General features: G+C 33.6%; 21 protein-coding genes. 13 read left to right on the top strand and 8 right to left on the bottom strand.

What is annotated here, in order from left to right; translation table 11 throughout:
* Window positions 1-25 precede the first annotated feature (25 nt).
* From ACZ47B_RS05780 to ACZ47B_RS05770, 3 genes are read left to right on the top strand one after another with little or no spacing between them, the layout of a single operon-like run.
* Window positions 26-694, top strand: coding sequence for an ABC transporter ATP-binding protein (locus tag ACZ47B_RS05780; protein ID WP_464893596.1), 669 nt, complete (start codon window positions 26-28; stop codon window positions 692-694).
* Entirely contained in the window at window positions 691-1653 is a 963-nt protein-coding gene (locus tag ACZ47B_RS05775; protein ID WP_464893595.1) for a hypothetical protein, read from the top strand. The genes ACZ47B_RS05780 and ACZ47B_RS05775 overlap by 4 nt, the downstream gene beginning before the upstream one ends.
* Window positions 1650-2135, top strand: coding sequence for a hypothetical protein (locus tag ACZ47B_RS05770; RefSeq protein ID WP_464893594.1), 486 nt, complete (start codon window positions 1650-1652; stop codon window positions 2133-2135). Before ACZ47B_RS05775 ends, ACZ47B_RS05770 begins: the two co-directional genes overlap by 4 nt.
* On the opposite strand, the gene ACZ47B_RS05765 is transcribed toward ACZ47B_RS05770, so the two are convergent.
* The 3 genes from ACZ47B_RS05765 to ACZ47B_RS05755 form a co-directional block, all read right to left on the bottom strand.
* Window positions 2121-2924, bottom strand: coding sequence for a YihY family inner membrane protein (locus ACZ47B_RS05765; protein ID WP_464893593.1), 804 nt, complete (start codon window positions 2922-2924; stop codon window positions 2121-2123). The two genes, ACZ47B_RS05770 and ACZ47B_RS05765, sit on opposite strands and share 15 nt — an antisense overlap.
* A gap of 61 nt (window positions 2925-2985) precedes the next feature.
* Window positions 2986-4365, bottom strand: a complete 1380-nt coding sequence (gene glcD, locus ACZ47B_RS05760; protein ID WP_464893592.1) for a glycolate oxidase subunit GlcD — start codon at window positions 4363-4365, stop codon at window positions 2986-2988.
* Window position 4366: 1 nt separating this feature from the next.
* The gene (locus ACZ47B_RS05755; RefSeq protein WP_464893591.1) at window positions 4367-5080 is read right to left on the bottom strand and encodes a plasminogen-binding N-terminal domain-containing protein; all 714 of its coding nucleotides are present in this window, start codon (window positions 5078-5080) and stop codon (window positions 4367-4369) included.
* A gap of 271 nt (window positions 5081-5351) precedes the next feature.
* Here ACZ47B_RS05755 and ACZ47B_RS05750 point away from each other — a divergent pair, with 271 nt between their 5' ends.
* From ACZ47B_RS05750 to ACZ47B_RS05740, 3 genes are all read left to right on the top strand, one after another.
* Window positions 5352-6539 (top strand): peptidoglycan DD-metalloendopeptidase family protein, encoded by a 1188-nt coding sequence (locus tag ACZ47B_RS05750; RefSeq protein ID WP_464893590.1) that lies wholly within the window; start codon window positions 5352-5354, stop codon window positions 6537-6539.
* 62 nt (window positions 6540-6601) lie between these two features.
* Window positions 6602-6880 (top strand): BrnT family toxin, encoded by a 279-nt coding sequence (locus ACZ47B_RS05745; RefSeq protein WP_464893589.1) that lies wholly within the window; start codon window positions 6602-6604, stop codon window positions 6878-6880.
* Entirely contained in the window at window positions 6864-7109 is a 246-nt protein-coding gene (locus tag ACZ47B_RS05740; RefSeq protein ID WP_464893588.1) for a ribbon-helix-helix domain-containing protein, read from the top strand. The genes ACZ47B_RS05745 and ACZ47B_RS05740 overlap by 17 nt, the downstream gene beginning before the upstream one ends.
* A 4-nt stretch (window positions 7110-7113) precedes the next feature.
* Here the strand turns inward: ACZ47B_RS05740 and ACZ47B_RS05735 are convergent, their stop codons facing one another.
* The 3 genes from ACZ47B_RS05735 to ACZ47B_RS05725 all read right to left on the bottom strand — a co-directional run bounded on the left by ACZ47B_RS05735 (window position 7114) and on the right by ACZ47B_RS05725 (window position 11071).
* On the bottom strand, window positions 7114-7986 hold the full coding sequence (locus tag ACZ47B_RS05735) for a carbon-nitrogen hydrolase (RefSeq protein WP_464895709.1): 873 nt from the start codon (window positions 7984-7986) through the stop codon (window positions 7114-7116).
* Window positions 7987-8054: 68 nt separating this feature from the next.
* On the bottom strand, window positions 8055-9545 hold the full coding sequence (locus ACZ47B_RS05730) for a MutS-related protein (RefSeq protein WP_464893587.1): 1491 nt from the start codon (window positions 9543-9545) through the stop codon (window positions 8055-8057).
* Complete coding sequence (locus ACZ47B_RS05725; RefSeq protein WP_464893586.1) at window positions 9545-11071, bottom strand: MutS-related protein; 1527 nt, start codon at window positions 11069-11071, stop codon at window positions 9545-9547. The genes ACZ47B_RS05730 and ACZ47B_RS05725 overlap by 1 nt, the downstream gene beginning before the upstream one ends.
* 133 nt (window positions 11072-11204) lie before the next feature.
* Here ACZ47B_RS05725 and ACZ47B_RS05720 point away from each other — a divergent pair, with 133 nt between their 5' ends.
* The 7 genes from ACZ47B_RS05720 (at window position 11205) to ACZ47B_RS05690 (ending at window position 15677) form a co-directional block, all read left to right on the top strand.
* Window positions 11205-11351, top strand: coding sequence for a hypothetical protein (locus ACZ47B_RS05720; protein WP_464893585.1), 147 nt, complete (start codon window positions 11205-11207; stop codon window positions 11349-11351).
* 15 nt (window positions 11352-11366) lie between these two features.
* Window positions 11367-11594 carry a hypothetical protein gene (locus ACZ47B_RS05715; protein ID WP_464893584.1) on the top strand — a complete coding sequence of 76 codons (228 nt, stop codon included), beginning with the start codon at window positions 11367-11369 and terminating at the stop codon, window positions 11592-11594.
* Complete coding sequence (locus tag ACZ47B_RS05710) at window positions 11591-12187, top strand: pentapeptide repeat-containing protein (RefSeq protein ID WP_464893583.1); 597 nt, start codon at window positions 11591-11593, stop codon at window positions 12185-12187. The genes ACZ47B_RS05715 and ACZ47B_RS05710 overlap by 4 nt, the downstream gene beginning before the upstream one ends.
* 72 nt (window positions 12188-12259) lie before the next feature.
* Window positions 12260-12697: a DUF302 domain-containing protein gene (locus tag ACZ47B_RS05705; protein WP_464893582.1), complete on the top strand. Its 438-nt coding sequence runs from the start codon at window positions 12260-12262 to the stop codon at window positions 12695-12697.
* A 279-nt stretch (window positions 12698-12976) separates the two neighbouring features.
* Entirely contained in the window at window positions 12977-13207 is a 231-nt protein-coding gene (locus ACZ47B_RS05700; RefSeq protein WP_464893581.1) for a FeoA family protein, read from the top strand.
* Window positions 13204-15357, top strand: a complete 2154-nt coding sequence (gene feoB / locus ACZ47B_RS05695) for a ferrous iron transport protein B (RefSeq protein WP_464893580.1) — start codon at window positions 13204-13206, stop codon at window positions 15355-15357. Before ACZ47B_RS05700 ends, feoB begins: the two co-directional genes overlap by 4 nt.
* 14 nt (window positions 15358-15371) lie before the next feature.
* Window positions 15372-15677: a FeoA family protein gene (locus ACZ47B_RS05690; RefSeq protein WP_464893579.1), complete on the top strand. Its 306-nt coding sequence runs from the start codon at window positions 15372-15374 to the stop codon at window positions 15675-15677.
* Here ACZ47B_RS05690 and ACZ47B_RS05685 read toward each other — a convergent pair.
* Both ACZ47B_RS05685 and ACZ47B_RS05680 read right to left on the bottom strand, forming a co-directional pair.
* The gene (locus tag ACZ47B_RS05685; protein ID WP_464893578.1) at window positions 15674-16567 is read right to left on the bottom strand and encodes a cation diffusion facilitator family transporter; all 894 of its coding nucleotides are present in this window, start codon (window positions 16565-16567) and stop codon (window positions 15674-15676) included. The two genes, ACZ47B_RS05690 and ACZ47B_RS05685, sit on opposite strands and share 4 nt — an antisense overlap.
* Entirely contained in the window at window positions 16557-17555 is a 999-nt protein-coding gene (locus tag ACZ47B_RS05680; protein WP_464893577.1) for an agmatine deiminase family protein, read from the bottom strand. Before ACZ47B_RS05680 ends, ACZ47B_RS05685 begins: the two co-directional genes overlap by 11 nt.
* Window positions 17556-17571: the final 16 nt, after the last annotated feature.

Genomic DNA, 17571 nt, shown 5'->3' with positions numbered 1-17571 from the left:
AGATGAGACGAAAAGGAAAGTTTGAATGATAAAGGTAGATAAAGTCTGTAAGATTTTCAATCAGGGTAAGCCAAATGAGACCGTGGCTTTAAAAGATATAACGTTTCATATAAAAGATAAAGAGCTGGCTCTTTTAAAAGGTCCGAGTGGAAGCGGTAAAAGTACGCTTTTATCTATCTTGGCAGCACTTTTGAAACCTACAAGCGGTGATGTGGAGGTTGACGGTAAAAAAATCGCAAAACTTCCTGATAATTTTGCCTCTATATATAGAAGAGAAAATATAGGCTTTATTTTTCAAAAGTTCAATCTTATACCGACTCTTAGTGTTTATGAAAATGTTATACTTCCTCTTATACCCTCAAGATTTTCAAAAGAGGAAATAGATAAAAAAGCAAAGCTTAGTATGCAAAAGTTTTCAATACACCACAAAAAAGATGATTTGGCTAAAAATCTCTCAGGTGGTGAGCAGCAAAGAGTGGCAATCGCTAGAGCTTTGGTAAACAATCCGAAGATCATACTTGCTGATGAGCCCACCGCCAACCTGGATGCCAAGCTTTCGCAAGATTTTTTAACATTTTTGAAAGAGTTGAAAAATGATGAGAAAACTATAGTGATAGCAACTCATGATCCCATATTTTTTGATCTTGACATAACCGATAAAGAGATAGAGATCGTAAAAGGTATAATGAAATGAATCTCTTGACTCCCGATGTTCTTGTTATATTGATACTTGACGGGATTTTTGCCTTTTTCGGTACAATTGCATTTTTTTTAAGTATAAAGATAGTTTTTAACTGGGATATTACAAAAACGACTACAAAGCAGTATAAGCTTGAAAAACAAAGCTACCTTGTTGCAACGATTATAAAGTATATCCTTTTTTTAAAATTACCTCTTTTTTTATATTTCATCTATGTGCAGGATAAACTCTCGGTTTATATACCGGGCGCCATGTGTGCGGTGGGAGTTGTGAACTCTACAACATATGGCTTTTACGCTATGATAGTCAAGATTGCAAATCTATATCTTTTTAGCTCCTGGCTTGTTTTAAACAAAGTGGATCTTGAAAATGAAAAGATGCCTTATACTAGGATAAAATTTATATTTTTTATCATTATTTATCTATTTTTAATGAGCGAGATAGCACTGGAAGTCATGGAATTTTTTTCCCTCAATCCCGCAAAGATCGTAAGTTGCTGTGGAACTGTATTTTCAGCTGCGGGTAAATCAGCTATATCATCCATACTTTCTTTGCCAAATACTCTTTTGGTTTCACTCTTTTACGCAAATTTTATATTGGTGCTTATAACTTATCAACTTAAAAACTCTATTTATTATGCTTTGATGAATATTTTATTTGTTATAACTTCTATCATATCTCTTATATCGTTTTTTGGAACATATATATATGAACTTCCTACTCATCACTGTCCGTTTTGTATGTTGCAAAGTGATTATCACTATATAGGCTATGTTTTATATACGGCTCTTTTTATAGGGACATTTAGTGCAATTGCGAGATATATCATACTTCTAACAGGTAGCAAAAAAACAAATTTTGGAAAAATTTCTTTGATATTTGATACTGTTTATGTTATCATAGTATCATCTTATCCTATAATATTTTATCTAAAAAATGGAGTATGGCTGTGAAAAATGTCATTATATTTGCAACTGTTGCCTTGATATTGTTCTCAGGCTGTGAAAAACGTGAAGTAGCAACTGCAATGAGCAAGGATGGAAAACCCGTACCTGTAAAACTTGGAGTCACCATGGATCCTCAGTGCGGCATGGAAGTGGAAAAAATGGATCATGCAAGTGAAGTGATACTAAAAGACGGGAGAGCTTTTGTGTTCGATGATCCGGGGTGCATGATACTTTGGCTACATAAAAATAAGTATGATCCAAAAGATGTCAAACTTTGGACATACAGCGATGATACCCACAAATGGATAAATGCCAAAAAAGCCAATTATACCATGACAGACAGTACTCCTATGCACTACGGCTTTGGAGCATATGAAAAAAATACGACTACAAAGAGATTGATATCTTTTAATGAGATGAAGCTTAAAATGTTAAGAGGAGAAAATCTTACAAATCCAAAAATAAGAAAAAAACTACTCGGTTTCTAGCTGTTTCGCTCTGTTTAAAAGGTAGCAAATCTTTAAGCCGTAAATGTAAATGACCCAGGAAAAATATATCCATATAAAGAAGAACATGATAGTGCTGAATGATCCGTATATGCTGGTGTATGTTTTATTGTAACTTACATAGTAAATGAAAATTGTCTTTGAGATATACCAGATAGTAGAAGCTAAAAAAGATGAAAAAAGAACTATCTTGGTATCGACTTTGACATTTATGGATATCATATACATGATAAAAAAAAGCATCCAAAAGATTAGAAACGGAAGTATGACAAGTATGTTTATCCAACTGGTATATTGATAAGAGTTTAGTATATACTGGATTTTGCTTGAAACGAAAAAAGATACTCCTATGCCCATGGGAAGAAGGGTAACAAGTGTCCAGTATGTAGAGATACTTTGCCAAAAAGTTTTTGGTTTTGTTTTGAAAATTTTACTTACTATATACTCATAATCCATAAAAAACATAACTGAAACATATATAACAAATATAAAACCAATAATTCCCATATTTAACGTATTGTCCAAAAATTTATCTATATATCTGGATATAGTTTCTTGTTGGCTGGGCATCAAAGATGAAAAGATAAAGTTTTTTATCATTTCATAATACTTTTTAAAACTCGGTAATTTTGTAAAAATTGAAAGTGATATAAGAAGTATGGGAATAAGAGCTAAAATGGTATGAAAACTAAGACTTGAGGCATAGTGTAGAAGATCTTTATCTCTAAACTCTTTGATATAAAATTTTATCTTTTCAAGTTTTGTCTTCACTTGAAATCTCCCTTTATGCAGTGAGTTGTGAAACGATGATTCGACTCACGACTCATGGCTTTTAAAGTCCCATTTTCCCGGGATTTAGTATATTGTTTGGATCAAAAGCTTTTTTTATGCTTCTGAAAAGTTCCATTTCTGCTTCACTAAAAGCTATATTCATAAAAGGAGCTTTACTAAGACCTATGCCATGTTCCCCGCTTAGAGTTCCCTCAAGTTTAACTGCAAGTTTGAAAACTTCTACTATGGCTTCATGTCCTTTTTTAAGTTCATCCTCTTTAGAGCCGTCAACCATGACATTGACATGTACATTGCCATCGCCCGTGTGCCCAAAACATGGTATCTTTACACCATATTTTTTTGCTATGTCACCTATGCCTTCTAAAAGTTCAGGCAGTTTTGATCTAGGGACTGTGATATCCTCGTTTAGTTTTTTACTTCCGTATATGGTGATGCTTTGGCTTGCATTTCTTCTTGCAAACCATAAGTCATTTGCTTCATTTTTATCTTTGGCGACAACAAAATCCACACAACCGTTTTCTTTAAAACCCTTTTGTACTTTTTGAAGTTGCATATCCAGTTCAATATCAAGATCACCATCCACATCGCATATTAGTATGGCTCCGGCATCAACAGGTAAGCCTTTGTGAAACTTCTCTTCTACCGCTCTTATGCTCAGATTGTCCAAAAATTCCATAGCTACAGGTGTTATGCCACTTGCCATCGTTTTAAATACAGCATTCATGGCATCTTCGACACTTCCAAAAACCCCCATAGCTGTTTTTGTTTTAGCCGGTTTTGCAAGAAGTTTTAGTGTAATTTCTGTGATAACAGCCAAAGTGCCTTCGCTTGCTATAAGTATGCCCGCTATATTGTATCCGGCTACATCTTTGATGGTTTTCTTTCCGGCTCTTATGATTTCACCGTTTGGAAGGACTGCCCTTAGAGCCATGACGAAGTCTTTTGTTATACCGTATTTTGCAGCTCTCATGCCCCCTGCATTTTCACTGACATTTCCTCCAAGAGTAGAGTAATCCTGACTTGCTGGATCAGGCGGATAAAAAAGCCCCACTTCTTCAACCGCATTTTGCAAGTCTCTGTTTATGACTCCGGGTTGAACACGAGCTACCATATTTTGCATATCAATTTCAACTATTTTGTTCATATGCTTTTCAAATCCAAGCATTATACCACCGTTCGCCGGTAATGCACCACCGGTAAAACCGCTTCCTGCTCCTCTTGGGGTTATGACGATCTTGTGTTCATTGCAGTATTTTAGTATATCGCTTACATCTTCTTCATTTCTTGGAAATACGACAGCATCAGGTTCATATCTGTTTTTTGTTGCATCATAGGAGTAAGCCAATAGATGGGCTTTGTCATCATATACATTTTCACTACCTACGAGGTTTTTAAAAAATTCTATATCTTTTGCTTTCATTTTACCGCCTCAAGAGCATATTGTAGTAATTGTCATAATTTGTGATCTTAGACTTTCCAAAACTTAGCCATGAAGCATCTATATCTTTTACTCTCGAGTAGAAAGGAACCGTTACAGGGTTTTCTTTTGAGGTTATCTTTTCTTGTTTGAGGACTTTAAAACTGTTGCAATCCACAAAGTATCCTTTGTTTTTTATGGCAAAATATAAAAGTGCGAAAGAGTACTCTTTGCAAAATTTTTGAAAATCTTTTCTATTTGGAGAAGGGTTACCGTCAGCAAAGAGCTCACCTGCAAAAAGATCAGGATGAAGCCAAGATATTTCTTTATGCTTTGCGGTGATTTCTTTGTAGGTTTTATAGTTTGGAGTCACTGCGAACGAATGATTGTAAAGATAGTTCAATATGACTGTATCTTCCGTACTTGGCAGTATCATGGGAACTGGTAAAACATCCTGCTTCAAATCATCGAACTTTCTAAATCTTAGTTTTATATAGTCATTGTTTTTATCTATAACTATGACTTTGGCTACTATGGTTGAGTGATTTTTGGAGTAGCGATGTATGACCACTCCACTTGAGCCTATCGTAACTTCCGGAGAACTTTTTACGGTTGCGGTATGTCCGTCAATCGATAAAATCTTGCTTTTATATTCTACAAATTTTGCATTAAGTATAGTTGCGGATAAAATAAAAATCGCAAATAACCATCTCTTCATAAAAATCCTTCATAATTAGTAGATGATATTATCCCAAATTTTGCATTAGGAGTTGCTGAAGATATACCAATGCTTGTAGTGGAGGAGTTTTCTTAAAATTTGCAGTACTACTTGTAATGTAATTCAAGAATTTTAAGAAAGCTACTGTGCTGCAATGATTGGTGTAGATTTGGTAAGTTATAATGTAAAGTTTGGGATTGTACTAAAAGTGGATTAAAAATTGCTTTTAAAGCTTGCAAAGGATATAATTCCAAAAAATTAATGAGGTTATGTGTTGAGATTTGTTTTTATTTTATTGATGGTTGTGTATGGATATCTGTTTGGAGCAACTAAACTGGTTGAACAAAAATGGGAAAAAGGAAAAACATTTTTAAATTTCCTTGAAGACCACAAAATGCCTTTGAAACTTTACTATAACCTTGATACAGGCGATAAAGAGTTGACCTCGGAGATCATAGCCGGGACTAGATATCAACTACTTCAAGATGACAACGGTAGTGTAGAGCAAGTTTTGATACCGGTCGGTGAAGAACTTCAGATACATATTGGAAAAGATAATGGCAAATATTTTGTAGATTTGCTGCCTATCATTTATGAAACCAAGCAAAAAGTTCTTGAAACTTCCATAGAAACTTCTCCGTATAATGATATAATCAAGCTTACCAACAACTATCTTTTGGCAAATGAATTTATCCAATCATACAAAAAAAGTATAAATTTTAAAAGAGATTTGAGAAAAGGTGATAAACTTGTTATCATATATACTCAAAAAGTAAGGCTTGGAAGACAATTTGGCAATCCGATCATAGAAGCTTCTATGATAGAAACAAGAGGAAAAAAACATTATATCTACAGGTATAAGGGAAGATACTACAATGAAAAAGGTAAAGAGTTGGAAGGATTTTTTCTTTCTCAACCCTGCAGATATACAAGAATTTCAGATAGATTTACATACAGAAGATGGCATCCTATACTTCATAGATATAGAGCCCATCTTGGTATCGATTTTGCCGCTCCTGTAGGCACACCGGTACATGCCGCAGGTGATGGAAGAGTGATCTTTGCCGGTAGAAAAGGCGGATATGGAAATTGTATAGTTGTAAGACATACAAACGGATATAAAACTTTATATGGACATTTAAGAAAATTTGCAAGAGGTATTAGACGAGGAAGGTATGTAAAAAAAGGAAAGACGATAGGATATGTCGGCTCAACCGGTCTTAGCACAGGTCCGCATCTACACTTTGGACTTTATCACAACAACCGTGCGATAAATCCTGCAAATACCATAACAGTTGCTAAAAATATATTAAGAGGAAGGAGGAAGAGAGAGTTTTTAACCTATGTAAAAAAATACAATAAGCAGATAAAAATAGCCCTTGAAAAGCAAATAGTACCAAAAAGAGAGGAGAGATTTGCTTTTTATATGAATGTTAAAAGAGATGAGGGTAAAAATTGATAACTGATATTTATATGTATAAAAATATTGCTATTTTATAAAATTTATGATAGACTTTTTTAATGAAACAACCAAGTTTTGAATGGGATGAAAATAAAAATAGGTTAAATAAAGAAAAACATCATATGTCTTTTGAAGAAGCACAATATGCCTTTTTTGATGAAAAGAGAATCATAGCTCAAGATTTAGATCATAGTCAAGATGAAAAAAGATATTTTTGTTTTGGAAAGATAGATGACAAGGTTGTAACTGTAAGATTTATCTATAGAAGCGGAAAAATTAGAATATTTGGTGCAGGTTATTGGAGAAAAGGAAAAAAGATTTATGAAAAAAACAATTGAATATAAAGATGGACCCATCGGTGAAATAAAAATCATGGAAGATTTTTTGCCACCACCGCAACAATTGGTACCGAAAGAGGAAAATATAAAAGTTACAATTTCTTTGACAAAAGAGAGTATTGAGTTTTTTAAAACACAAGCAAAGAAGCATAATACTGGGTATCAAAAAATAATAAGAAATTTATTGGATACTTATGCACATAACTATAAATCAAGCAATCTATCATAAAAAATTAATCATCATACCTTTTAAGTAGTGTATCGTAAGAATCTATCCTCCTGTCTCTTAAAAAAGGCCAGATATCCCGTCTCTTTTTAGATAGTTTTTTATCTATCTCTATGATTTTGCATTGCTCGCTTTTTTCATCGAGCCTACAAAGCATCTCTCCACCTGCCCCACAAGCAAAAGAGTTACCCCAAAATCTTATACCCTCCAAACAACCGCTCTCATCTTTTTCAAAGCTCACTCGATTTACTGCTATCACCGGCAAGCCGTTTGCTATGGCATGTGATCTTTGTATGGTTATCCAGCTATCAAGCTGTCTCTTTTTTTCTATATCGTCATCTGTATCAAACCAACCTATGGCGGTTGGATATATAAGTATCTCAGCTCCTTTTAAACCCATGATCCTTGCTGCTTCAGGATACCACTGATCCCAGCAAACCAATACCCCAAATCGCCCCAAACTTGTGTCAATTGGCTCAAATCCCAAATCCCCGGGAGTAAAATAAAACTTTTCATAAAATCCCGGATCATCAGGAATATGCATCTTTCTATACTTTCCTGCAACTCTTCCGTCACTGTCAAAAACTACGGCAGTATTATGATATAGACCGTAAGTTCTCTGCTCGAACAAAGATGTAACCAAAACGATACCGTGTTCTTTAGCGACATTTGACCAAAAAAGTACATCATCTTTAAAACTCTCAGCTTTTTTAAAATTTTTAGTATCTTCACTTATGCAAAAGTATCTGTCTTGATGAAGTTCTTGCAAGATGACAAGCTTGGCATCTTTATCTTTTGCTTCTTTTATAAGTTCAAGAGTTTTTTGTATGGTTTTTTCTTTTGTTTTGTGGAATTTTTGTTGTATTAGAGCAACGGGTATCTTCAATTTGCAAGCCTTAGAAAATTTTATAAGTATTTTATCATATTTTTAAAAATTGAGTTATATCTTTAACTAAAAATCTTTTCATATATGTCTTTTGCATAACTTGTTTTTAAAGGTGGGGCTTTTATGATTTTGAAGTCTCTTTTTCCGGTTTCATCTCTGTTTGCTCTTAAAAAGAGATACTCTTTTTTATCTTCATTGTAAAAATGATTTGATAATTCAAACATATGGGTTACGAAAAATACTCTTATATCTTTTTCAAGTAGTGCTTTTATGATTTGCTTTGCTATTTGTGAGCCTTCGGCTTCGTTCGTGGAAGCGAAGGATTCATTGAAGAGTACAAGGGCATTTTTTGATATGTGTTCTATGATTTGGCTCATTCTTAAAAGCTCTTCATCAAATTTTCCACTTTTTAAGCTTTTGTCCTCCTCTTTTTTAAAATGCGTAAAAATTCCACTACAAAGTGAAGATGAAAAAGATAATGCTCCTACAAACATACCGCATTGCATCATCAAAAAAGCAAGACCTATACTTCTTAAAAAGGTCGATTTGCCTCCTTGGTTAGCTCCGGTTATCATGATGAGTTTTTTACCATTTGCATTTATATCATTTCCGATCGGTTTGTCTTCAAACAAAAGAGATAAAGAAACATCGTATAAATCTTTTTCTAAAAGAGAAAAATTATCTGAAGTATCGATTTTGGGAAAAGTTATTGCACATCTTAGATTTTTTAATTTTCTCTCCAAGCTCATACACCCTATATAAAATGCCAACTCTTTTCTTAAGTTTTTAAAAAAATTATCTACATGTTTTGCCGATGCGCTTAAAGACAAGGCAACATCATTGAGCCCTTCATCTCTTATATTTCTTAGTATTGTAGCACCCGCATCATCTCTTGGATGTAGAGTGTAAGCGTACTCTTTGCTTTTTTTGGTAAAAACTTTACCTATCCATCCCTTTAAAGCTCTTTTATCTCTTCTTAAAGTATAGTTAATACCCTCATTTGCCCTGCCAAGCTGTGCACTTATCAAAACACCTTTTTTAAATCGCAACTCTTTTAAATGCTTTTTGACTATCTTTAGATACTCATCATCAAGCTCATCTTGTATCATTTTGAAAAATCTTTGAAATCCGCTTGAGGTGAAATCTTTAAGATGCAAGTTCGCTATCTCTCTTAACTTTTTTAACAATTCAAAATACATTTCAAGCAAAGATACGCTACTGCTTAAAAGAGATCCCGGGAATCTTCCAAAAATCCCAAGTAAATTTTCATGCTTTTTTTCTATGGATTTTATGGTTAGATTATATATATCATGAACGGTTTGTCTGTTTTTAAGACAATCTTTTAAAATATCCTGACGGTATATGATCTCATCTTTTGTTTTTAAACTATCCAAAAGAGCTTTTTTAGATATATTATAGATAAATTCATCCTCATTTGACATAGCTTGAAAAATCGGCTCGAGTTCCAAATCACTTATAAGAGCATCGCTCTCAAAAGGAAAATCTTTGGTTTCATCGAAGTCTTTATCTTGATACATCAATAAAACTTGCATTATCCTATCCTTTGAAGTATCTGCTCATAACTCAAGTGATATTTTTTTGATAGTGACATTGCATACGCTTTACCATCCGGTTTTTTGTGAACTATCTTGTATGATCTTTTATCTATATTATTTTCATCTATCAAAGTTACCATACTTTTTGTTTTTTTACTCATATCATTTAACTCTTCTATGAATGTTACCCATATGCAAAAGAGATCTTTTTTATCTATCGTCTTCATGATTTCACTACTTAAAAAAAGAGCATCTTTTAAAGAAGTTGAAGAAAATATCTCATTTAGTATGACTATACTTTTTGAAGTTGCATTTGAAGTGATAGAGTGAGCTCTAAGCAAGTCTTCCTGGAGTTTACTGTGGAGGTTATCCAACTGCTCCTCTTTTTCAAAATGGGTAAATATCTTATCATAAAAGTAAATTTTTGCCTCTTTTGCACAAACAAAAAGTCCAAGTTTTGCCAAATAATTTATCTGCCCGAAAGCTCTGGCATAAGTTGATTTTCCCCCTTGATTTGCTCCTGATACCACTAAAATCCTCTTATCTTCTTCAAAGATATAATCATTTGATACCACTTGTGCTTCTTTTTTGGATAAAGTATATGCTAATGCCATATCATATCCATCTTTTATGGTTATACTTTTTTGATCAGTGCTAAAAACGGGGTAACAAAAAGAGAGATATGAGTTTTTTATATCATTTGCATACTCTATATAAGAGATATAAAATTCCGCTTCATTGGCGAATGTAAAAAAAGTTTCATTAATGATATCTTGATAATTGTAAAAAAAATCATCAAGTTTTTTGAAAGTTTCAGGGTAAAGTTTGCTTACAAATTCAAGTATTTTGGCATTTATATGGTTTAAGCCTCTGTTTTTTTCATAATGACACTCTGCCTTGTCAACTTCATTTTGCTCAAACTTTTTAAATATCTCTTTTATAATAGAGGTATAATCCTCCTCATCTTCATATCTTTTAACCCTGATTGTTAAACCGTCAAGCGTTATATCATAAGTAATTTCTTCCAACTCTTTTTTTAAGTCAAAAAGCTTTTTTTGCATAGTTATAAAAGTATCGCTTTGAAGATAATTTTCTATATATTTTCTAAAAAGTATCAATCCTCTTGAGTGTATCTCAAAATCATTTAACTTGTTAGAAAATTCTGTGATAAATTTATGAAAGTCAAGCATCATTTGATAAAAAAGACTTTTTTTGTAAACTTCTGTATCATTTTTTTCTATAAAATCTTTGTCTCTTTTTATCTTTTGTATATTTTTACAAAACTCATCGACTTCCTTGTAAAACTCACCGTTTTGTAAATCTTTTAGTATCTCTTGTCTGTATATAACGGTATCTATATCATCAAGCGGCATATAAAAAAATCGTTTTATATCATACTCTTTTTTATAGGATATGATGCTATCTATGACAGTATCGAGGTTTAAATCACTATAAAAGTCTAGGTTTGCCTTTAGCGGTTTTAAGTTTACCTTTTTATGAAAAAGTATGCTAAAAAAGTTCATATCAAATTATACTATAAAAAAGGAAACTATTATGTTGTTTAAAATTTTATTATATAAAAATATTATAATTTAAAATTTCTTATTATTAATAATAGTTATAATATAATATTCAAAACTACAAAAAGGAGAAAAGGTGAAAAGGTTTGCTTTTCTTTTGCTTTTCTTTGCCTTTTATGCTTATGCGTCAGGTTCGGTGTGGATGCATGACTATGACAAAGCAATGGCAAAAGCAAAACAGATACATAAACCGATACTGCTGATGTATTCAGCTAAAACTTGACCAGAGTGTAACTATATGAAACAGGTTGTTTTCCCACAAAAAAAAGTTGCTACTTTTTTGTCAAGTCATTTCGTGCCGGTTGTTTTGGATATCGAGGATGATGCGCTACCTAAAGGCTTTGGATATATAGGTGTGCCTACTTTTTATATCATAAGCGAGAAAGGTAAAAAACTTGGCATGATGTTAGGCGGTGCCAGTGCCGATAGATTTATAAAAAAATTAAAGGAGAAGTTAGGCAAATGAGATATCTGTTGATTTTATTTCTATTTGCCGGTTTGCTCTTTTCGTTTGATAAAGATGACTTGCAGACTTTAAAAAAAGAGAAAGATTGTGTTGCATGTGATCTAAGTGGGGCAAATCTTGTGGGGATTGACTTGCATGGTGCGGACTTAAGCGAGTCAGACTTCAGTGGAGCTGACTTAAGTGGTGCAAATCTAGTAAGAGCCAATCTGTACGAAGCAAATCTTAAAGGAGCAAAACTTGTCAATACAAATGCAAGGTTTTCCAACTTTAAAAGAGCTGATCTAAGTGATACAAACAGTTCGGGTCTGGTTTTTAAAGGGTCTATTTTGTCTCATGCCAAGATAGTAAATGCTGACTTTAGTGATGCCAGGCTTTGGAATTTGGATCTTGGAAGAACAGTTATAAAGAATACAAATTTTAAGCATGCTGCGATCGCTATTTGTATTTTGGACGGGTTGGATCTGAGAAATTCGAATCTAACTGATACGATACTTTGGAAAAGTAGTTTCAAAGGGTCGATTTTAAAGAAGAGAGATTGTAAACATGTAAAAGAGCAGGGTGCTATAACGGGTGATAAAACAAAGTGCCTTTAGCACAGATAAGGCACTTTTATATGTTAAAATGATGGTTTGTATGCTACATCAATTATCAAAAAGGAGAAAATTATGAAATTGAAGTTGTTTTTAATCGGGATATTGAGTGTAGCGGTGCTAAATGCCGGCGAATATATCATAAAAAACAGTAAGAACTCAGTTGACAAGACTGTCAAAAATATAGAAAAGATAGTCAAATCAAAAGGCATGAATGTATTTGGTATCATTGATCATAAGGCCAATGCTGAAAAAGTGGGATATGATATGCTCGAAGCCAAAGTTATTATCTTCGGCAATCCAAAACTAGGAACCAGGATAATGCTAAGAGATATGCACGCTGCCATCGACTTGCCTATTAGGATCCTTGTTTATAAAGATTATAACGATAAAGTAAAGATCGAGTATCTAAACCCCGATGTTTTAGAAAAAAGATTTAAACTACATGACTGCGTAGTGATACCTAAAATGAAAAAAGCTCTTGATGCTATAACTACAAAAGCTGGTCAGTAATAAATACCACTCCCAGCTAAAATATATACTCTTTAGTTGGGAGTGGTATAAAATCAGATATTTACTGCAGATTCTTTTTTTTGCTTTTTTGATAAGCAGACCAGACCATAAAATCAATCCATGATTTTTAGAGACGTCCCATATATAATTTCAAATAATGATATCATTATTTGCTGTTTATATTGATAATGATTATCACTTTAAGTATTTATTAAACTCTTTTTTGGTACTATTTCGCAAATAAAATATTTATTATAAGTATTAAAGGTTAAATTATCAATGAAAAAAGTATCTGAACTGCATATAGGCGATAGTGCGATCGTTAAAAAAATTACGGCAAAAGAGCCTATAAAAGGACGACTTACAGCTATGGGGATAGTTAAAGGAGCTAAGATAAAGGTACTAAAACATACTCTTGCCAAACAGACATGGGACATTATGGCAGATAGTACAAAAGTGGGACTTAGAGAAGAAGAGGCAGAAAATATCCTTGTCGGGGATGCAAAATGAGTAGTTGCTGTGATAATGGTGCAGTAAAAAAAAGTGACAAAATACCCGCAAAAAACGGCAAGATCAAAGTAGTAGTAGCAGGGCAGCCAAATGTAGGCAAATCCTCTATCTTAAATGCTATAGGAGATGCCAGGCTTCATACAGGGAATTTTTCCGGAGTTACAGTTGATACGAAAGTGGTAGAGATAAAAAAGGATGGCTATGATATAAGCATGGTTGATTTGCCCGGCATTTACTCACTCAATGCCTATACTCCCGAAGAACAGGTAAGTAAAAACTATCTTATCAGGGAAGATTATGACATCATAGTCAATATAGTGGATGCCAATACACTATCTAGAAATCTCATATTTACTCTACAACTTCTTGATATGCACAAGAAGATGATACTCGTTTTGAATATGGTAGATGAGATCGAGGCAAAAGGCGGAAGCATCGATAAGCAAAAGCTTGAAACTCTTCTTGGTATCCCTGTCGTTTTAGCTTCGGCAAAAGAGCATAAAGGTATAGATGAAATTACACAAAAGATTATAGAAGTTTACAGTAAACCAAAGCACAAAAATAAGATTTACTACAGTGAAAGAGTTGAACTCAGGATAGAAAAACTTATCTCGATACTAAAAAAATCACCTCATTTCAAAGATCCTGATTTTGCTAGATTTGTGGCTATAAGGCTGCTAGACAGGGATGAAAATATATATAAAATCATCCATGATCTTCCTATATGGATAGAAATCCACGAGCTTTTGGAAAAAATGTATAAAAAACTTGAAGCAGAATTTGATGAAGACAGTACAAGTGATATACTTTCAAACGAAAGAACGGCACTTGCTCACAATCTTCAAATGGAAGCTTTAAAAATACCCGAGATAAAGGAGAGTCTCAGTGAAAAGATAGATAATCTTTTAATTCATCCGGTATTAGGACTACCTATATTTCTCTTTTTTATGTGGGGCTTGTTTCAACTGACATTCGAGCTTGGCAATATACCTATGAATTGGATAGACTGGTTTTTCAGCAATAGTGCAAACTATATATCTGAAATCTTGCCAAAAGGGGAATTTAATTCTTTGTTAACTGACGGCATCATTCCGGCAGTTGGTGCGGTTGTTATGTTTTTACCAAATATCTTGATACTTTTTTTGGGTATCAACCTGCTTGAACAGACAGGATATATGGCAAGAGCGGCATATCTTATGGATGGATTTTTAAAGAAGTTTGGTCTTCAGGGAAAAGCTTTTGTGCCATTGGTGAGTGGTTTTGGATGTACGGTTCCGGCCTATATGGCTGCTAGAACCCTTAAAAATCCAAAAGACAGGATTATTACCATGCTTGTGCTCGGATTTATGAGTTGTGGGGCAAGGCTTCCTATATATGTTTTGATAATTGCAGCTTTTTTTGCCAAACACAATCCTGGAAATGTACTATTTGCCATATATATAGGTGGAGCAATTTTGGGATTAATAGTAGCAAAAATTTTAAGAATTGTACTTTTTAAGGGAGAGCCTGAACCTTTTGTGATGGAGATACCCCCATACAGATTTCCCTCGATGAAATCTTTATTTATGGATCTTTGGATAAAAACAAAAATGTTTTTGAAAAAAGCTGGAACTTTCATAGCAGTTGCAGCGATGGTGATATGGTTTTTAAGCACATATCCTCATCATCCGCAAATTGAGCAGAGTTTTGAGAAAAAGATAGAACTATCTACTGATGCTAAAACCAAAGTAAAATTGCAAAATGAAATGAATGCAAAACTTTTGGAAAGTAGTTATCTTGGAACTATCGGTAAAACGATAAATCCTATCTTTAAGCCTCTTGGATTTGACTGGAGGATGACTGTATCAGTAATAGCCGGACTTTCAGCAAAAGAGGTAGTTGTTTCTACTATGGGAACACTTTACGCAGTAGGCGGTGGTTTGGAAAATAACGGACTTATTCAAAAAATGAAAGAGAATGTTGACTTTAAAGCAGCTGTCGCACTCGTTATCATCATCATGATATACTCTCCCTGCCTTGCGGCTATGAGTACTTTTTATGCTGAAGTGCCTCAGTGGATGTGGAGGACATTTTATACTATCTATCCAAATGTTTTAGCCTGGCTTTTAGCATATATGGTGTATAATATCTTAAAATTTGCAGGATATTAGATGGAGATAGTTAGGTGAAATTAAGCGAACTCGATAAGGGTCAAAGAGCAATTATAAAAGATATAAACTTATCAAATGATTTAAAACAACGTCTTCAATCGATGGGTATAAACAAAGATGAAATAATTTATGTATGCAGAGTAGGATTTTTAAAAGGTAGTTTTTATATAAAGACAGGATGTGACTCTTGTATAATTATAAGTAGAAATGAAGCTGAGCACATTGAAGTTGAGTTGCTAAAGAAAGGACATCAACACAGATGGGGTAAAAAAAGAAAGTTTTTAGATAATTGCGAAACTTGTTGTCAAGAAGAGAGTTAAAGAGAACTCTCTTTTTCATTTATCTCAGAGTCATCATAAGGATCAAGATGTATGGTGATGCTCCACTTACTCTCTTTATCAAGTTGTTTTATCTTATCTTCAATGGTGTCAGCAATCCTATGAGCTTCCAAAAGTGATATGTCCGGTGTCATAACGACATGAACATCTACAAAGTTTGTTTTTCCGGATCTTCTTGTCTTTAAAAAGTGATAATCTGTTACACCGTTTGTGCTAATGATGATATCTTTGATACCTTCTACTATCTCTTTATCAAGTGCCACGTCAAGTAGCATCAAAACACCCTCTTTTATAATCGCATAAGCAGAGTATATGATATATATGGCGATTGCTCCACCGAAGATGGAGTCTATGATCTGAATGCCTGTAAATTTGATAAGCACAAGTGCCAAAAGAATGGCTCCGTTACTGTAGATATCAGTTTTATAGTGGAGTGCATCAGATCGGATAACAAGGTTGTTCGTTTTTTTGGCAACGTAGTTTAAAAATAGAACCAAACCTATAGTCAAAACTATAGAAATCCCCATCACTAGTATAGAAGTACCAAGAAGTTCGGTTGTTTCTTTATTTATAGCTTTTTTGATGGCTTCATAAAGTATGAAAAGACCACTCATGGTTATAACTGTACCTTCTATCACAGCTGCTAAAGCCTCTATCTTGCCTCTTCCGTAGTTAAACTCTTCATCAGCGGGTTTTTCAGACTTTGTTATGGCAAAAAGGTTGAAAGCTGATACTATAAGATCCAACACTGAGTCAATAGCGCTTGCAAGAACAGAAACCGAACCACTTAAGATACCTATCGCTAACTTGATAAATATAAGTATGGTAGCAACGGAACTTGAAACAATGGTAGCCTTTTTTTCAAGAGTCATTTGTATCCTTTGGTTTTACATATCTTTGCATCGTAGCACAATGAATGCTTCCGTGTTCTCGTATGAGAATGGTTGCATCAAGTGGAATTATATCTTTATTTGGATAAAAGTTTCTAAAAATCTCTATAACTTTTTCATCTTTTTTTTGATTGTAAACAGGTAAGATCACTGCACCGTTTATAAATAAAAAATTAGCATATGTTGCGGGAAGCCTTTCATTTTTATAAAATATCAGATCAGGAAGAGGTAGAGGGATAAGTTTAAATCCGGTTTGTTTTAACTCTTTTTCCATTTTGTTCAACTCATCGAAATGTTCATCGTTTTTATCATAACATTTGACATAACAAATCGTGTCTTGATTTAGAAATCTTACCAGGGTATCTATGTGTGAGTCTGTATCATCACCGATAAGTCCACCGTTTTCAAGCCATACGATTTTTTTGAGCCCAAAATATCCAGATAATTTATTTTCTATTTCATATTGGGAAAAGTTTCGATTTCTATTGTTGTTTAAAAGGCATTTTTTGGTAGTTATCAAAACTCTTTTGCCGTTTGTCTCTATGCTGCCACCTTCTAAAACAAATTCCTCTTTTTTAAGTGTATTGTCAAACACTCCTTGCAAATATAGCTTGTCATTTATCTCATTGTCGAGTTTAGAGTCATATTTTCCTCCCCATCCGTTGAAAGTGAAATCGTAAGATATGATTTCATCTTCAACATATATATCTATAGCCCCATAGTCCCTTATCCATGTATCATTTGTTTGAAGTTCTACAAGTTTTATATTTGGATGTTTTGGAAGTTTGCTTTTTACACGTTTTTTATCATCGCAGATAACCAAAACTTTTTCATATTTTGATATGCTTTCGATCATACCGATATAAGTTTTCTCTATCTCATCCAAACAGCATTTCCAGTCACTATTTTTGTGTGGAAAAGTCACCATTATGCACTGTTGTTCTTCCCACTCTGCAGGTAATCGTTTCAAAAAAACACCTCTCTTT

The sequence above is a fragment of the Thiofractor thiocamini genome (genome assembly GCF_055384375.1).
Note: the sequence above shows the minus strand (reverse complement) of the source record. Positions and strands in the feature narration are given on the sequence as shown.

Coding starts and splice junctions, on each gene's coding strand:
- ACZ47B_RS05705 (WP_464893582.1), top strand. CDS start 12,260: ATGAAATTGAAGTTGTTTTTAATCGGGATATTGAGTGTAGCGGTGCTA.
- ACZ47B_RS05700 (WP_464893581.1), top strand. CDS start 12,977: ATGAAAAAAGTATCTGAACTGCATATAGGCGATAGTGCGATCGTTAAA.
- ACZ47B_RS05775 (WP_464893595.1), top strand. CDS start 691: ATGAATCTCTTGACTCCCGATGTTCTTGTTATATTGATACTTGACGGG.
- ACZ47B_RS05725 (WP_464893586.1), bottom strand. CDS start 11,071: ATGAACTTTTTTAGCATACTTTTTCATAAAAAGGTAAACTTAAAACCG.
- glcD (WP_464893592.1), bottom strand. CDS start 4,365: ATGAAAGCAAAAGATATAGAATTTTTTAAAAACCTCGTAGGTAGTGAA.
- ACZ47B_RS05710 (WP_464893583.1), top strand. CDS start 11,591: ATGAGATATCTGTTGATTTTATTTCTATTTGCCGGTTTGCTCTTTTCG.
- ACZ47B_RS05755 (WP_464893591.1), bottom strand. CDS start 5,080: ATGAAGAGATGGTTATTTGCGATTTTTATTTTATCCGCAACTATACTT.
- ACZ47B_RS05740 (WP_464893588.1), top strand. CDS start 6,864: ATGAAAAAAACAATTGAATATAAAGATGGACCCATCGGTGAAATAAAA.
- ACZ47B_RS05745 (WP_464893589.1), top strand. CDS start 6,602: ATGAAACAACCAAGTTTTGAATGGGATGAAAATAAAAATAGGTTAAAT.
- ACZ47B_RS05685 (WP_464893578.1), bottom strand. CDS start 16,567: ATGACTCTTGAAAAAAAGGCTACCATTGTTTCAAGTTCCGTTGCTACC.
- ACZ47B_RS05730 (WP_464893587.1), bottom strand. CDS start 9,545: ATGCAAGTTTTATTGATGTATCAAGATAAAGACTTCGATGAAACCAAA.
- feoB (WP_464893580.1), top strand. CDS start 13,204: ATGAGTAGTTGCTGTGATAATGGTGCAGTAAAAAAAAGTGACAAAATA.
- ACZ47B_RS05715 (WP_464893584.1), top strand. CDS start 11,367: ATGAAACAGGTTGTTTTCCCACAAAAAAAAGTTGCTACTTTTTTGTCA.
- ACZ47B_RS05780 (WP_464893596.1), top strand. CDS start 26: ATGATAAAGGTAGATAAAGTCTGTAAGATTTTCAATCAGGGTAAGCCA.